14 protein-coding genes are annotated in these 15,914 nt (G+C 64.9%); 10 read left to right on the plus strand and 4 right to left on the minus strand.

Annotated elements, in window-relative coordinates:
- Positions 1 to 115 precede the first annotated feature (115 nt).
- Together IVB41_RS04610 and IVB41_RS04615 are read left to right on the plus strand one after the other, a co-directional pair.
- The gene (locus tag IVB41_RS04610; protein ID WP_035961037.1) at positions 116 to 301 is read left to right on the plus strand and encodes a hypothetical protein; all 186 of its coding nucleotides are present in this window, start codon (positions 116 to 118) and stop codon (positions 299 to 301) included.
- Positions 302 to 454: 153 nt separating this feature from the next.
- Complete coding sequence (locus IVB41_RS04615; RefSeq protein ID WP_197031097.1) at positions 455 to 619, plus strand: hypothetical protein; 165 nt, start codon at positions 455 to 457, stop codon at positions 617 to 619.
- A 6-nt stretch (positions 620 to 625) separates the two neighbouring features.
- On the opposite strand, the gene IVB41_RS04620 is transcribed toward IVB41_RS04615, so the two are convergent.
- A complete protein-coding gene (locus tag IVB41_RS04620; protein WP_247427191.1) occupies positions 626 to 1,291 on the minus strand; it encodes a GntR family transcriptional regulator in 666 nt (221 codons plus the stop codon).
- A gap of 8 nt (positions 1,292 to 1,299) precedes the next feature.
- Positions 1,300 to 2,712: an FAD-binding oxidoreductase gene (locus IVB41_RS04625; protein ID WP_247427193.1), complete on the minus strand. Its 1,413-nt coding sequence runs from the start codon at positions 2,710 to 2,712 to the stop codon at positions 1,300 to 1,302.
- A 118-nt stretch (positions 2,713 to 2,830) separates the two neighbouring features.
- On the opposite strand from IVB41_RS04625, the gene IVB41_RS04630 reads away from it, so the two are divergent.
- From IVB41_RS04630 to IVB41_RS04640, 3 genes are all read left to right on the plus strand, one after another.
- Positions 2,831 to 3,715: a dihydrodipicolinate synthase family protein gene (locus IVB41_RS04630; RefSeq protein ID WP_247427196.1), complete on the plus strand. Its 885-nt coding sequence runs from the start codon at positions 2,831 to 2,833 to the stop codon at positions 3,713 to 3,715.
- A 206-nt stretch (positions 3,716 to 3,921) separates the two neighbouring features.
- Positions 3,922 to 6,246 carry a TonB-dependent siderophore receptor gene (locus tag IVB41_RS04635; protein ID WP_247427199.1) on the plus strand — a complete coding sequence of 775 codons (2,325 nt, stop codon included), beginning with the start codon at positions 3,922 to 3,924 and terminating at the stop codon, positions 6,244 to 6,246.
- Between the two features lie 63 nt (positions 6,247 to 6,309).
- Positions 6,310 to 7,503, plus strand: a complete 1,194-nt coding sequence (locus tag IVB41_RS04640; RefSeq protein ID WP_247427203.1) for a PepSY domain-containing protein — start codon at positions 6,310 to 6,312, stop codon at positions 7,501 to 7,503.
- A 56-nt stretch (positions 7,504 to 7,559) separates the two neighbouring features.
- Here the strand turns inward: IVB41_RS04640 and IVB41_RS04645 are convergent, their stop codons facing one another.
- Positions 7,560 to 8,228 (minus strand): hypothetical protein, encoded by a 669-nt coding sequence (locus IVB41_RS04645; RefSeq protein WP_247427206.1) that lies wholly within the window; start codon positions 8,226 to 8,228, stop codon positions 7,560 to 7,562.
- Positions 8,229 to 8,413: 185 nt separating this feature from the next.
- On the opposite strand from IVB41_RS04645, the gene IVB41_RS04650 reads away from it, so the two are divergent.
- The 3 genes from IVB41_RS04650 (at position 8,414) to IVB41_RS04660 (ending at position 12,733) form a co-directional block, all read left to right on the plus strand.
- Positions 8,414 to 9,646: a rhodanese-like domain-containing protein gene (locus tag IVB41_RS04650; protein WP_247427209.1), complete on the plus strand. Its 1,233-nt coding sequence runs from the start codon at positions 8,414 to 8,416 to the stop codon at positions 9,644 to 9,646.
- A gap of 98 nt (positions 9,647 to 9,744) precedes the next feature.
- Positions 9,745 to 10,989, plus strand: a complete 1,245-nt coding sequence (serA, locus tag IVB41_RS04655; RefSeq protein ID WP_247357694.1) for a phosphoglycerate dehydrogenase — start codon at positions 9,745 to 9,747, stop codon at positions 10,987 to 10,989.
- 82 nt (positions 10,990 to 11,071) lie between these two features.
- Complete coding sequence (locus IVB41_RS04660; protein ID WP_247427211.1) at positions 11,072 to 12,733, plus strand: tannase/feruloyl esterase family alpha/beta hydrolase; 1,662 nt, start codon at positions 11,072 to 11,074, stop codon at positions 12,731 to 12,733.
- Between the two features lie 21 nt (positions 12,734 to 12,754).
- Here IVB41_RS04660 and IVB41_RS04665 read toward each other — a convergent pair whose 3' ends face one another.
- A complete protein-coding gene (locus IVB41_RS04665) occupies positions 12,755 to 14,746 on the minus strand; it encodes an ATP-dependent Clp protease adaptor ClpS (RefSeq protein WP_247427214.1) in 1,992 nt (663 codons plus the stop codon).
- Here IVB41_RS04665 and IVB41_RS04670 point away from each other — a divergent pair.
- Together IVB41_RS04670 and IVB41_RS04675 are read left to right on the plus strand one after the other, a co-directional pair.
- Positions 14,684 to 15,133: a MarR family winged helix-turn-helix transcriptional regulator gene (locus IVB41_RS04670; RefSeq protein WP_027565761.1), complete on the plus strand. Its 450-nt coding sequence runs from the start codon at positions 14,684 to 14,686 to the stop codon at positions 15,131 to 15,133. The two genes, IVB41_RS04665 and IVB41_RS04670, sit on opposite strands and share 63 nt — an antisense overlap.
- Positions 15,130 to 15,900: an enoyl-CoA hydratase-related protein gene (locus IVB41_RS04675; protein WP_247427216.1), complete on the plus strand. Its 771-nt coding sequence runs from the start codon at positions 15,130 to 15,132 to the stop codon at positions 15,898 to 15,900. Before IVB41_RS04670 ends, IVB41_RS04675 begins: the two co-directional genes overlap by 4 nt.
- Positions 15,901 to 15,914 lie beyond the last annotated feature (14 nt).

Below are 15,914 nucleotides of genomic sequence, written 5' to 3' on the forward strand. Positions count from 1 at the left end.
CGGGCGTGCGAACCCGTTAACCGTTCGCGAGCGCCGCCATCAGCTGTGTGACGCCGTCCACATACCGCCCAGCCTGCACCGCGTCATGCTCTGCCTCGTTTCAAGGGAGAGATCGATGTTTGTGGTCGACATGCTGCTGATCCTGGCGATGATGTTTTTCCTGTTCCTGCCGATCACCGATCGCAGGACAGTGCGGATGAGACTCTGCATGCTGTGCGCGCTGCTGGCGCTGTTCTCGGTCTCCGTCACCCGTACCCAGATCGCACCGGTGCAACTCGCGGGCGTAGGCTCGACCCATTAAGCGCGCCAGCGGATCCATGTTCTCGGATCACGCGCAGGAACCAACTGCCCTCACGAACATTCTGATGCAGGGTTTGCGCCGGCCCGGCTGGCGCGCGCTCGCGCCCGGGGTTTAATATCGCCCCGATGTTCGCCTTTGGCGGATGGGGGAGCCGTGAGTACAGTCATAGAGAACTTGCTGTTGCGAAAGCAGAAGCTCGTTGAGCAGCTCGAGAAGGCGCCCACGGTCGAGGACCGCGACAAAATCGAACACCAGCTCGAACAGATCAACACCGCGCTGGATTTTCTGGACAGGCCCGGCACGAAAAATGCGCGGTAGCAGCGCTCAATCCACCTGCAGCGCTTTTGCGTAGACCACGCCCGAATTGGTGACGTGCGTGGTCATCAGCGTCGCGAAGGCGGCGAACCCGCCGCGGGCGAACAGATCGAGCAGCTTGCGATGCTCGTCGAAGGACGTGCGTGTGCGCACGTCGATCGGCGAAGTCAAATTGGTGCGCAGTGCTGCGACGCGGCTGGATGCGAGCTGATAGGATTCGGCGAGATAGCGGTTGCCGCAATGGGCGAACAGCGCCTCGTGGAAGGCGGCATCGGCGCGCCCGTAGGCGATATTGTCCCGGGCTTCAATCGCCGGCTCCATCGTCGCGATCGCCTCGCTCATCGTCGCGATCGCACCGGCGCGATCATGGTGGAAGGCGAGCTCGGCGGCCTTGGGCTCCAGCGCGTTTCGGAACGTGCAGAGCGCGGTGATGTCTTCGGCGCTTGGCGTAAAGACAAAACTGCCGACCTGCGGGCGGATCACCACGAGGCCCTGCGCCTGCAACTGACCCATCGCCTCGCGCACCGGGGTGCGGCTGACGCCGAAGGAATTTGCCACCATCTCCTCCGAGATGGCTGCACCCAGTGCGAACTCGCCGTCGATGATGGCCTGGCGCAGCCGCTGCACGACCCGTTGCGACAGCGATTTCGGTGCATCGAGCTTCAGCGATCGCATCGGCTCTCTCAGATCACCTTGCCTGGGTTGAGCAGATGATCGGGATCGAGCGCGGCCTTCAGCGTCCGCATCAGCGCGATCTCGACCTCGCTGCGGGCATGACCCAGCCACTTCTTCTTCAGCGTGCCGATGCCGTGCTCGGCGGAGACGCTGCCGCCCATCTCACGCACGAGACCGTAGATGATCGCGTCCATCGCTTCCTTCGGCTGCTGCTCGACGGCAAGGCCAGTCACCCAGGAGACGAGATGCAGATTGCCGTCGCCGATATGGCCGTAATAGACGCTCTCGCATCCCTCGATGCCCTTTGCGAGCGCCGCCTTGCAGCGCGTGACGAACTCGTCCATCCGCGCCACGGCAAGGCCGATGTCGTAGGAGATGTGCGGCCCCAGCACCTGGCCGAACTCGGCACAGATGTCGCGCACGCGCCAGAAGCTTTGCGTCTGCGCCAGCGATTGCGCCACGGCGGCGTCGGCGAGCAACCCGCGCTCCATCAGCTCTTCGAGCCAGCTTTGGAAGCGCGGCGCATCGAGGCTCTCGTCGGTGCCCTGCGCTTCGACCAGCACGTAGAGGCCGTGGCCTGCCGCGACCGGCGGCTTGACGCCGGCGCGAGTCGTGATCACGTCCCAGTAATCCGGCCACATCACCTCGAACGCCGACAGCAGCGGGCCGAGCCCGCTTCGCGCGGCGCCGAGCAGCGCGATCACCGCGGCATAGTCCTCGAGCGCGCAGAGCGCGGCCATGGTCGAGCGCGGTTTTGGAAACAGCCGCAGCACCACGCGGGTGATGATGCCGAGCGTGCCCTCCGAGCCGATGAACAGATGCTTCAGGTCATAGCCAGCATTGTTCTTCATCAGCTTGTTGAGGCTGGTGATGATGGTGCCGTCGGGCAGCACGACTTCGAGCCCGAGCACCAGCTCGCGCGTCATGCCGTAGCGGATCACGCGGTTGCCGCCGGCATTGGTCGAGAGGTTGCCGCCGATCGCGCAGGAGCCGCGCGAGCCGAGGTCGAGCGGAAAGAAGAAGCCGGCCTCGTCGGCCGCCATCTGGATCGTCTGAAGCGGCGTACCTGCTTTCACCGTCATCGTCATCGAGGCATGATCGATCTCCTCGATGCCGCTCATGCGCTCCAGCGAGATCGCGACCCAGCCTGCTTCAGGCGATGCGCCGCGGCACAGCCCGGTCAATCCGCCCTGCGGCACGAACGGCAGATGCGCCTGCCGGCAGGTCAGAATCGCGTCGGCCACGCCTTGCGCGTCGACCGGGCGGATCACCGCTAGCGGCGTTTGCGGCAGGCTCGCGCTCCAGTCGTTGCAATTGCGCGCGGGCACGTCGGTGCCGACAAGCACAGCAGCCGCGCCGAGCCTGTCGCGCAGGGCGCCGAGCAGTTGGTCGGGCCGCTCGATGGGGGTCACCATGTTCATGCGAGACCTCCTCGGAATCTGGCTGCGTGTTATGTCCGCCATGACGGCGGAAAGGGTTTGCGCGTTTGTTGTATGTAAGGTACAAGGTGGAAAGTAAAGCAAAAACAAGGCTAGTGTGATGACCGAGGCAATTCGCGGGTTCTGGGTGGCGTCGGCGACGCCGCTGGCGACGGACGGCAGCGTGGACTCCGCAAAGCTCGCCGCCCACGCCAAGCAACTCTTCGCCAAGGGCGTCGACGGTGTCGTGCTGTTCGGCACCACCGGCGAGGGCACCTCGTTCAATGTCGCCGAACGGGTCGCGACCATCGAAGCCGTGCTCAAGGCCGGCGTCGCGCCGGACCGCATTGGAATCGGCGGGGGCTTCCCCGCGATCAGCGACAGCATCGCTCTGACGCGCGCCGTGCTCGGTCTCGGCCTGCGTCACGTGCTGTATCTGCCGCCTTACTTCGATCGCAGCGTCACCCCTGAAGGCGTCGAGGATGCCTTTGCGGCAATTCTTGACGGCGTCGCCGACGATCGCCTGCGTGCCTACCTCTATCATATCCCGCAGATCTCGGGTGTCGCGATCCCGACCGGCGTCGCCGCGAATTTGCGCAAGCGCTACGGCAAGGTCGTTGCGGGCCTGAAAGACTCCAGCGGCGACTTCAAGCAGTTCCAGGCGTTCCGTGCCGCCGCTCCCGAGCTCGCCATTACCGTCGGCAACGAAGTTGACATCGCCCGCGCGATCGCCGCAGGCGGTGCCGGCACCATCTGCGGCATGGCCAACATCGCGCCGGAGCTGGTCAAGGCGATGATCGACGGCAAGGATGTCGAAGCACGCATGCAGGCTGCCGTGGACATCGTGGTGAAATCACCATCCTTCCTCACGACGTTGAAAGCCATCCTCGCGGCACAGACGGGCGATGCGAGCTGGCTGCGCGTGCGGCCGCCGCTGCGGGCCTTGTCCGACGGCACCGCGCTCAAGCGGAAGCTCGACGAGCTGATGGCTCCCGCGATCGCGTGAGAACGCGCAAAACCGTGACACGTTGCCGCGAATTCGCGCGCTGCGTGTCGCGCACGGTGTGAAATCAATCGACGATTGCCGAATAGCGGGATCGGAATCTAGAACCATTCAACACTAGAGCGATTCAAGGCCGCCTACGGTTCTCTTCGCGTACCACGACTGTTAGACGCGCCAGCTTCTGCGTCTGACCTGGAAGTGAATCGAAAGTGCGTGTCTATCTGGACGGCCAGCGCGTCAGCGGCCGTCGAACGCCTGCCGGCGACAGCCGCGCGGCTCTTCTCATCGGAGCGGCCGTGCTGCTCGCCGAATTTCTCTCCAGCACGGCGAGCGCGCAGGCCCAATCGGCGCTGCCGCCGGTGACGGTGGAAGCGCCGGCGCCGCGGCCGAAAGCGGCGCGCGCATCGGAGCAGTCCCCACGCCGCGCTCAGACCGCCGCGCGCCAACGCAACGCCGCCGCGACACCCGCAGTGCCGACGCCATCGGAACGCGCCGCGGCTGATGTCGCCGCGCAACAAGCCGCAAAGCTCGGCTACCGCGCGATGCCGAGCGCGACGACGCTGCGCAGCGGGGCCTCTCCGCTCGACACCTCGCAATCCGTTAACGTCGTGCCCGCGCAGGTGTTGAAGGACCAACTGCCACGCAATATCGACGACGCGCTGGTCAACATCAGCGGGATCACCCAGACCAACACGCTCGCCGGCACCCAGGATGCCGTGATCCGCCGTGGCTTCGGCGACAACCGCGACGGCTCGATCATGCGCAACGGCATGCCGCTGGTGCAGGGGCGCAGCCTGAACGCCGCGGTCGAAAGCGTTGAGGTGCTGAAGGGGCCAGCATCGTTACTTTACGGCATCATGGACCCCGGCGGCATCGTCAACACCATCAGCAAGCGTCCCGAGCTCTACCAGCACGGTTCGGTCACGCTGCTCGGCTCGACATTCGCGAACAATCGCAACGGCGCCGACGGCACGCTCGACATCACCGGTCCGATCGGCGACCAAGGCCTTGCCTATCGGTTCGTCGGTTACGGCGTCAGCGAGGACTATTGGCGCAATTTCGGCCGCCACAGGGAAATGCTGGTGAACCCGTCGCTGGCCTGGTACGGCGACACCACGACGGTCCAGCTCACCTATGAGCACCGCGAATTCATCTACCCATTCGACCGCGGCACTGCCTTCGTCAAGGGCGCTCCGCTGGCGATCCCGAAGACGCGCCGGCTCGACGAGCCCTTCAACAACATGTGGGGCATCTCGGACCTGGTGCAGGCCTCGGTCGAGCAGAAGCTCGACGACAATTGGAAGGTCACGGCGGCCTACAGCTACAACACCGAGACGTTCAGTGCCAACCAACTTCGCATCACCGGCGTCAACGCGACGACTGGCGTCGAGACCCGCAGCAACGACGGCACGCGTAACTCGCTGAGCAACGCCAGCTACGGCACCTCCTATCTGCAGGGTGATGTCTGGGTCGGCGGCTTCCGAAACGAGATCTTGTTCGGAGGCGAGGCGCTCTATCGCACGATCGACCGCCACGATTTGATTCGGCAGGCGACGGCGAGCTTCAATTTCTACAACCCGATCTACGGGCTGGTCGTGCCGGGCACGACCGTTTCGCCAGTGGACAGCGAGCAGACGGACAAACTCGGCACCCGCGGCTTCTTCGCCCAGGACACCTTCCATCTGACCAACTGGCTGTCCGTGGTCGGAGGCGTGCGCTGGATGGAATACGAGCAGTTCGCGGGAAAAGGCCGGCCGAACTTCATCACAAACACCAATTTGGCGGGTGACAAGGTGCTGCCGCTAGGCGGCGTCATCTTCAAGCTGAACGATCAGCTCTCCTATTACGTGAGCTATACGCAGTCGCTGAAGCCGACATCGGTCATCGCGGCGTTCACCACCGGCTTTGTCGTCGACTCCACCATCGCGCCTGAAGAAGGAACGCAATGGGAGACCGGTCTGAAGTTCGATGTCAACAAGCGGCTGTCGGGCACCCTGGCCGTCTACGACATCCAGAAGAAGAATGTGCTGGTGCTGGATGACATCGGCGGAGGCAAGTCGGCGGCGCGTGCCTCCGGCGCAGCCAGGTCGCGCGGCGTCGAATTGGACGTGACCGGCAAACTAGCCGATCAATGGAGCCTGATCGGAAGTTATGGGTATACCGATGCCCGGCTGATCAATGATCCCGCTGTCGGTAAGGCCAAGCTCCTGAACGCCGCCATGAACACGGCTTCGCTCTATCTCGTCTACGATTTCGGCGATGCGCTGCCCGGACGTCTGCGGCTTGGCGGTGGCGCGCACTACGTCGGCGACCGGCCGGGCGACGCCGCCAACACGTTCTTCATGCCGGCCTATACCGTCGCGGACATCTTTGCGACCTACGACACCAAGGTCGACAATCTGCCGGTGACCTATCAGTTCAACGTCAAGAACCTGTTCGACAAGGTCTATTATACGTCCACCACCGGGAACGCCTTAAACGTCGCGATCGGCGACGCACGCCGGGTATCTCTGTCGGCGACGGTGAAGTTCTAGCGATGACAGTGTGGCGCGAGGAAGCCGATTTCCCGGTCGTGCAGACCAGAAGGACCCGCGCCGATGCGTGAGTGCTGGCGCGCGATCAAGGCCGCCCTCCACCAGGTCCATTCCATCGCCGGCCTCGTGCTCGCGCTGCTGCTTGCTGTGATCGCGTTGAGCGGCGCGATCATGAGTTTTGAGGATGAGATCGTCGATCATCTCAACGCCGGCATCATGCAGGTCGCGCCGCGCCAGTCACCGGCGCTGATGCCGGACGAACTGGTTGCGCGCCTGACTGCGGCGCAGGATGTCGGCAAAGTCTCCGCCGTGACGCTAGCAAGTGATCCGTCCGCCGCGGTGCATGTGCGCTTCGCCCGCGACGAACGAGGCGCGCGGCCGTCCTCGCTCTATGTCGATCCCTATGACGCGCGCGTGTTGGGCGCACCTCGCGGCGAAGAGTTTTTCGCGACCGTGCGCAAGCTGCATCGCTGGCTGTTGATTCCCGGCGACGCCAAGGGCTGGGGGCGTCAGATCACGGGCGTGGCCGCGCTCGGCTTGATCGTGATGCTCATCTCGGGCCTCGTGCTGCGCTGGCCGCGGCGTGCAGGCAGCGCGAAGATGTGGCTGAAGCCCAATCTCGGCCTCAGCGGACGCGGCCTCCATCGCTCGCTGCACGCGGTGATCGGCACCTGGGTCCTGCCGGTCTATCTGGTGATGACGCTGACCGGGCTGTGGTACTCGTTCGACTGGTACAAGGACGGTGCCGTCTGGTTGCTGTCGCGCCCGCAGGCCGCCTCGGCGAAGATGCAGCCGAAGATGCCTGCAAAGGCGTCGCGTGGCGCCGGCGCCAGCGAGACGGCACAGCCGATCGGCTTTGATCGCGCGTGGGGCGCCTTCCTGCACGAAGAGGGCAGCCGCTTCTCCAAGGCGTTGCTGACGTTGCCCGCCGCTCCGGGCACGGTGATCCGGATCCGCTCCTGGGGGAAAGACTCGACCCTCGACACCACCCGCGACGAATTCCGCGTCGATGCCGTTACCGGCCAATTCGTTTCTGCGGAACGCTACGCCGACAAGGCGTTCGGTGAGAAGATCATTGCGAATGTGCTCGACATCCACCGCGGTGCGATTCTGGGTTGGCCCGGCAAACTTGCGTTCTTGATCGCGGCCGCGCTGATGCCGCTGTTCGTGGTCACCGGCATTTTGCTTTATCTGTCGCGCCGCAAGCTGCGGCGGCCGGACCAGTCACCGCTCGGGCAGCTCGTGCCGGGCGAGTGAACGGGGGACTGCTTCGACAGGGCTTGGTGTTGCCCGGGTGAGCCGCCGTCGTCGTATCACTTCGCCTGCATGCGCCGTTCGTCGAGGACGATGTCGTTGTTGATGGCGTAGACGAAGCAGCCGCCATCCCGGCCGTTCCGCGCGGGATCGCTGTTACATTTCGCAAGCGCGGAGGTCTGGGCGTCTTTAAGGCTGGGGTCCCCTGCCGAGATGAACAGCTTACCCCAGGGATGGATCGCGATCGCCTTGGGCTCCATGGCCTTGTCGTAGTTCTGCACGTCAGGGCGCTGTCGCGTGATCCGCCGGATGATTGGAATCTGCGACAAGTCGTACTTGCCTGCATAATGCAGCCGCGGCATGTCTCTCGACGCGAGCTCGCCTTCAGCGACGATTTCCTCGTTGACCGCCAGCAGGGCGCATGGCTTGCCGTAGCGAAGCTGACAGGATTCCAGTGCACGGTCTCCCGTCGCCGAAGCGTCGTCCTGTTCGCAGATCCGAAGGTAGCTCGCATTGACGAGCTCCACGGCCTGTCCCTTGTTGGGTTTGCAGGCGAGATAGTCCTTGATCAGCGTGTCGCGAAGCGTTGGGTGTACGGCCGGCGTCGCTGCGGCCATGATCGAGGCCATTGCCCGCTCGAATTGCGATTTGCGTTCGGCATTGGTGAGCGCGGCCATCGCGACGCCCGGAAGCGCCAGAAACACCACCAGGAATTTTAGCACTTTCATATTGCGCCCCCCCCAGACGATTCGGAACTTTAGCCCTCAAGCGCGGCATACGAAACGATTTTCAGCCGGGGACCACGGTGGGCGCGCCCGCCGGTCGGAGCCATACCCCCCGGATCGGGCTGGCCAACCGGCCGGCAATCATTCAAGAACCAGTCCCGTTCAAGTCTCCCAAGGTTGCCTGTCTCATGAAGCCTTCGACCGTCACACCCGCCGATATCCGCCGGGCACTGCTGCTCCGCGAGGAGATCGCTCTGCTCGATCTCAGGCACGAGGCTGGTTTCGCGACGGGACATCCGCTGTTTGCTGCCAACATGGCCGCGGACCGGATCGGGATCGAAGCCGAGGTGCGGCTGCCGCGCAAGGACGTGGCGATCGTGCTCTATGATGACGGCGAGGGCCTCGTCACTGCCGGCGCCGAGCGGTTGGCCGCGCTCGGCTATACCAATGTCCGCGCGCTCGATGGCGGGCTGAAGGCCTGGCGCGACGCCGGCTATCAAATCTTCGAGGACGTCAACTCCTACTCAAAAGCCTTTGGCGAGCTGGTCGAATCGCGCCGGCACACCCCGTCGTTCAGTGCCGACGAGGTGGCAAAACTCATCGCGGACAAGGCCAACATCGCGATCCTCGACGTTCGCCGCTTCGACGAGTATGCCACCATGAACATCCCGGGCTCGGTCAGCGTGCCCGGCGCGGAGCTGGTGCTGCGGGCAGGGCAGGCGGCACCCGATGTCGACACCACCATCATCTTGAATTGCGCCGGCCGCACCCGCTCGATCATCGGCACCCAATCGCTGATCAATGCCGGCGTGCCGAACAAGGTTCGGGCGCTGCGCAACGGCACCATCGGCTGGACGCTGGCGCGGCATACGCTCGGCCACGGTGCCGACCGGCGTGGCGCGATCGGGCCGTTCGAGGGCGGCCCGGCCAATGCGCGCGACGTCGCCTATCGCGCCGGTGTGCGCCACATCGGTGCGAGCGAGATGGCTGGGCTTGTCGCGCAGACCGATCGCACGCTCTATCGCTTCGACGTGCGTGACGCCGAGGAATATGCCGCCGGCCATCTCCCGGGGTTTCGTCACTATCCCGGCGGACAGCTGGTCCAGGAAACCGATATGGCCGCACCGGTGCGCGGCGCGCGCATCGCGCTGACCGACGACAAGGGCGTCCGCGCCGACATGACGGCGTCCTGGCTCGCGCAGATGGGCTGGGAGGTCTATGTGCGGGAAGGTGGCTATGACGGCGCGCTCGAAATCGGTCCGCCGCACGTCCTGCCCAAGCCCGACCCCGCCCACCGTTACCGCCGCCCCTATGAAGGCACCGGTGTCGACGAGCGTGCGATGCAGGCCTATCTCGACTGGGAGTATGGCCTGGTCGAACAATTGCGTCTGGACGGCACGCACGGGTTTTACGTGATCTGACGAGCGCCCGCCATCTTCTCCCCGTATCCGAACCCTATTGTGCTGCGCATCCCCCGCGGTCTATGAGCTGCGGCGAAGCTGTGACCCACGGAGATTTCATGTCAGTCCCAGGCCAAAGCCCTGAGCGGAGCGCGAAGGCGCTGCTGCTTGAAGGCGTCAACGACAGCGCCGTGGACCTGTTCAGAACGGCGGGTTTCACCAATGTCGAGCGCCTGACCAAGGCGCTGGACGGCGAGGATTTGCGGCGGGCGCTCAAGGGCGTGTCATTGCTCGGCATCCGCTCGCGCACCCAGATCACCGATCAGGTGCTGGAAGCGGCCGACCAGCTTCTCGCCGTCGGCTGCTTCAGCGTCGGCACCAACCAGGTCGATCTGCTGGCGGCGCGCAAGCGCGGCATTCCGGTGTTCAACGCGCCGTTCTCCAACACGCGCAGCGTCGCCGAGCTCGTGATCGGTGAGATCGTGATGCTGCTGCGGCGCATCTTCCCGCGCTCGGTGTCGGCCCATGAGGGCGGCTGGGACAAGTCGGCGACCGGCAGCCGCGAGGTACGCGGCCGTACCCTCGGCATCATCGGCTACGGCAATATCGGCTCGCAGCTCTCGACCCTGGCGGAGGCGATCGGCATGCGCGTGATCTATTTCGACCGCACCGACAAGCTCCGCCACGGCAACACCGAGCCGGTCGAGAAGCTGGAGGAACTGCTGGCGCAGAGCGACGTCGTCAGCCTGCATGTGCCGGAAACGCCGGAGACCGCCGGGATGATCGGCGAGAAGGAGCTGCGGGCGATGAAGCCCGGGTCCCTCCTGATCAACAACAGCCGCGGCACCGTCGTCGATCTCGATGCGCTGGCGGGAGCTCTGCGCGACGGTCACCTCGCGGGCGCCGCCATCGACGTGTTTCCGGTCGAGCCGTCCTCGAACTCCGATCGCTTCAAGAGCCCGGTGCAGGGCCTCGGCAATGTCATCCTCACCCCGCATATCGGCGGTTCGACTGAGGAGGCGCAGGAGCGCATCGGCGGCGAGGTAGCGCGCAAGCTGGTCGACTTCTTCATCACCGGCTCGACCACGGGGGCGGTGAATTTTCCGGAGGTGCAGCTGCATCTGCGCCCCTCCGGCGCGCGCTTCAGTCACGTCCATCGCAACGTGCCCGGCATGCTGCGCCGGCTCAACGAAGTGTTCCTGCAGCGCGACATCAATATCGCCGCGCAATATCTGGAGACCTCCGGCGACCTCGGTTACGTCGTGCTCGACGCCGACCTCGGCGGCCAGGATTCAGGCGCGCTGCTGCAGCAGATCCGCAGCCTCGAGGGCACCGTCGGCGCGCGGCTGGTGTTTGAGCACTAGCGTCATTGACGGCCGGTCGGAAGGCGCCTTGAATACGGCCTGCTGGCGGAACGAACGAGAACAGAAAGTGCAGGGGGAAACGATGGCGCAAGGGCGTGCGAAGCTGTGTGTATTGCTCGTGGGCGCAGTGACTGCACTGGGCGCGAACTCCGCTGCAGCGGTGACGCTGGCCGAGGATGCGGACGCCGTCTGCAAGGGCCTGGTCGGCGGCACTGACGCCGTGAAGATCGATTCGGCGACGTTGCTGGCGCCGTCGCAACTGGCCGTCGCCGAACGCGGCCCGACGCCGTCGGGGCGCGTCACGCCCGCCAATCCCGGCTTCTGCAAGGTGCTCGGCCATATCGATCCCACCGATCCCAAGGCGCCGCCGATCAGATTTCAGGTTAATTTGCCCGTCGAATGGAACGGCCGCTCGCTGCAATTTGGCGGGGGCGGATTCAACGGCGTGCTGATCACGGGCCTGACGCTGCCGCCGGCCTATCCCTTCGACAAGCCGTCGCCGCTCGCGCGCGGGTTCGTCACCTACGGCACCGATTCCGGTCATGAGTCCAAGCCAGGCGAACCGCCGCAGCTGTTCGCGCTCAACGACGAAGCCTTCGAGAATTTCGCCCATCGCGCCTACAAGAAGGTACGCGATGCCGCCGTCGCGCTGATGCAGCGCGCCTACGGCAAGAGGCCTGAGAAAATGTACTTCATGGGGTCGTCCGAAGGCGGCCGCGAAGGCCTCACCATGGCACAGCGCTATCCCGATGATTTCGACGGCATCTTTGCCCGCGTGCCCGTCATCAACTGGGTCGGCCTGCAGCATGCCGGCACCCGCTCGGGTCTCGTGACCATGGGCGATGGCTGGATCAATCCGGCGCAGGTGAAGCTCGTCGGCGACGCCGTGCGCGCGGCTTGCGACAAGGCCGACGGCTCCGACGACGCGCTGGTGCAAGATCCCGTGTCCTGCAAGGCGGCGTTCAAGGCGGAGACGCTGCGTTGCGCGAGCGGCAAGACGGGCGATCAGTGCCTCACCGACGCGCAGATCAAGGCGATCGACACCCTGCATTCGACCTACAAATTCCCGTTCCCGCTCGCCAACGGTCTCGATGATTATCCGGGCTGGGGCGTGTCGGGCGAGGACACGCCGGCGGTTGGCCCGACCGGCGGCTGGGTCGCATGGTGGCTCGGCACGGCGTCTCCTGCGCAGCCGCCTGCGCCCAATAACGGCATCGCCTGGATCTACGGTGCCGGCGGCATCCAATATGTGTTCGCGCGCGATCCCAAGCTCGACGTGACGACCTATAAGCCCGAAGAGCACAAGGCGCGGCTGCTCGAGGTCTCCAGCCTGATGGATTCCACCGACCCCGACCTCAGCCGCTTCCGCGCTCGCGGCGGCCGGCTGATCATGCTCGAACATATGGCGGACTACGCGCAGAGCCCCTATGCCGGCATCCGCTATTTCGAGAGCGTCGAACGCAAGCTCGGCAAGGCCGAGACGGCCGAATTCGCGCGGCTCTACACCGCGCCCGGGGTCGACCATGTCGGCTCCGGCGCGCCGGCCAATGTCGACATGCTGAGCGCGCTGGTCGACTGGGTCGAAAAGGGCAAGGCGCCCGGCGACCTCGAAGTCGCCGAGCAGAAGGTCGAGGCGCCGTCGTTCGCGACGCTTCGCGCGCTGCCGCTGTGCCGCTGGCCGGCCTGGCCCCACTACAAGAGCGGTCCGGTGACGGCGGCGTCGAGCTTCACCTGCGCGCCGTAGCCGGCGCGCCACTTCGGAGCGTCACCCCGCGGCCATTGCCTGCGCGCCGCCGAGCAGCTGCGCGTTGAGCCGGCCGCCGGAGAACAGCATGTCGTCAAGGGCTTCGTCGATATCGGCGGAGATCACGGTGTTGCCGCCGTCCCGTGCGATGCTTCCTTGCGCCAGCCGCCGCATCAGCTCCTTGATGAAGGCGCAACTGGTGCCCTCGCTGCGTCGGGCAGCCTCCGCAATCACCGCCCCCTCGAGCGGCAATCCCCTGCCGTAGAGCCGGACCAGCTTGCCGCGGCCGGTCTCGTCGGGCAGCGGCACTTCGATGGCTTGATCGATGCGGCCGGGGCGACCCGCGAGAGCTCCCTCGAGGTCCTCCGGCCGGTTGGTGGTCAGGACGAACAGGATGTCGGCGTCTTCCTTCAGCCCGTCCATCTCGTTGAGCAGCTTGTTCAGCATGGATTCCTCACACGGCCCCATGTCATCGCGGTCGCGGGCGATGAGATCGACATCCTCAATCACCACCATCGACGGCTGGAGCAGGCGTGCCAGGCTCATATAGGCGCCGAGCAGACCGATCTGCTCGGCCGTGATGATCAGCGTCGTATGCCCGGGCAAATGCGTTGCGAGATAGCGGATCGTGTGGGTCTTGCCAGTGCCCGGCGGCCCGTACAGCAAGATGCCTTTGCGTGTCGATTGACCCAGCCGGCGCAATTGGTCTCGGGTGTTGACGAAGGTCAGAACGTTGCGATCGAGCAGCCGCAGGGTCTGCTCCGGCAGGATCACCTCGTCGCGCGCGACCTGCGGCAAGCGATGCACCGTGATGCCGCGCGAGCGACCGCGATAGTCGGAGTCGGCATCGAGCGACAGGATCTTGCCGCGATAGGTCCGCGCAGTCTGTACGGCTTCTTCCAATTCATTGAAGCATCGCTGGACGAGAGCCGCGCCTGCGGAACCTGAAGGCACCAGGATCTCGATCCGAATTCCGGGCTCGCGACTGTATTCGCGGTGTGCGCAGAGCAAAACCGCATAGCGGAGATGATCCTGCTCACACAGCCATAGTCCGTTATCCAGACACTTGACCGGGCTCTTCTCGCCTACATCGACGTCGGAATATTGCAGCGGGGCAATCGCGATCGCATAGCGGCCCTCCTTGAGCAGTCGTGGGATCGACAGCGTTTCGTAGCGCTGCTCCTCGTTCAGTCCCACTAGCCGGATGGCCTTGCCGAAGAGCCGGTCGACCGCGGCTTGAAGATCGACCCGCATGTGGCCGGGAAATTGGCGGATCGTGGTCACGAGTTTGCTGCGCGCGGTGCTGGCAAGGTGCCAATCGAGAACGTCGCAAGCAAAGTCGAAATCTTCCTCTTGTTCGTTCGAGGGTTCATCCGCCGCACGCATGCAGTCGCTGCACAGCCAGACCGTTCGGTCGCCGATACGAACGTCGGTCTGTCCCTCAGGCTTGCCACAGAGTTCGCAAGGAGTCTTGACCGCCTCTAGCGTGACCTGCAGTTGGTGGCCGGCCAATTCGATGGATTGTTGCGCAGATTTGAAAAGGGCTTCGGCAACCGATTGCGGGTAAGGCCCGCAAACCGCTTTTTCCTTCTGCTCGATCTGGGTGATGAGCGCGGTCGCTTCACGGTCTGATTTGCCGAAAACCTGCCGAAGCAGATCCATCACGAATTGGTCCGGCGTATCATCGTCATTATGAATTACGAGCTGGGTCGGCTGGTTTTCGCCACGCATACTGTTCATCACGAAAGGTCTCCGGGACAATCTATGATTGAATAGAACGAATAGGGAACACAAAAAGAAGCAACCGTCAAGCTGGGCGGCGGCGAGTAATTGCGATTGGTGGGTGAGGTTCTGGTGCGCCGGTGCGGCCCTGTTGCTCGACGATGCCGCGGCACATCGATCCAGCTGCCGTCCTTTGACATCCCGGGCCGCCTCGACTATATATTTCGCATGCGAAATAAAGCGGCCGGCTCGGGGCATCATCGGCTGATCTACCTGTTGAGCGTGGCCCAACGCCGCGTGCAGCGCTGGATGGCGGGGCAGCCTTCGAGCGAGGTCACGCCGGCGCAGGCAGGACTCCTGTTCATCCTCGGCAAGCAGGACGGCGTCCTGATGGGCGAGGCCGGCGCGGCGCTCGACATGGGGCCGGCCGGCATCTCGGGGCTGGTCGACCGTACGGCGGCGGCTAAACTGGTCGAGCGGCGCGCGGATCACGAGGATGGTCGCGCCTGGCGCGTCTGGCTGACGCCGAAGGGGCGAACGGCGCTGGCGCAGGCGAAGGCCAGCGCAGCAAAGGTCAATGCGGCATTGACGGAAGGATTTACCGGCGCGGAGATCGACGTCGTCGCGCGCTGGCTGACGAGCATTCAGGATAAATTCCCAAGAGGAGCGAACGAATGACTGACCAAGTCCGGATCGAGAACAACGGCGGAATTCTCACGCTCACGCTGGCGCGCCCCGACAAGAAGAACGCGCTGACGGATGCGATGTACGGCATACTTGCCGACGCCGTCGAATCCGCCGAGTCGGATGCGTCGGCCCGCGTGATCCTGATCCGCGGCGAAGGCGACATGTTCACTGCCGGCAACGACGTCGGCGAATTCGCCGCGGTCGCAGCGGGCAAGTCGGAAGGAAGCCGCAACGTCGTGCGCTTCATCCAGTCGCTGGCGCGCTGCGCCCGGCCCTTGGTTGCGGCGGTGCAGGGCCGCGCCGTCGGCGTCGGCACCACGATGCTGCTGCATTGCGACCTCGTCGTGCTTGCCGACAACGCGCAACTGTCGACGCCCTTCGTCAGCCTTGCGCTGGTGCCGGAAGCCGCCTCCAGCCTGCTGATGCCGGCGCGCATCGGCTACGCGCGGGCCTACGAGATGTTCGCGCTGGGCGAGACCGTGCCGGCCAAATCCGCTCTGGAATGGGGGCTCGCCAACCGCGTGGTGCCGCTCGACAAGCTCGATGCCGAAGCGCTCGCGCTGGCGCGGCGTCTTGCCCGTCAGCCGGCCGGAGCGCTCACCGCCACCAAGAAGCTGATGCGCAATGGCGAGGCGCTGGTCGCGCAGATGAATGCCGAAGGCGAGCAGTTCGGACTGCGCCTGCGCACCGCCGAGGCGCGCGAGGCCTTCGCGGCATTTGCGGAGCGCCGCCCGCCGGATTTCACCAAGGTTGCGTGATATCCGGGGCTGTA

It is taken from the genome of Bradyrhizobium sp. 44 (genome assembly GCF_023073095.1).
GTDB lineage: Bacteria > Pseudomonadota > Alphaproteobacteria > Rhizobiales > Xanthobacteraceae > Bradyrhizobium.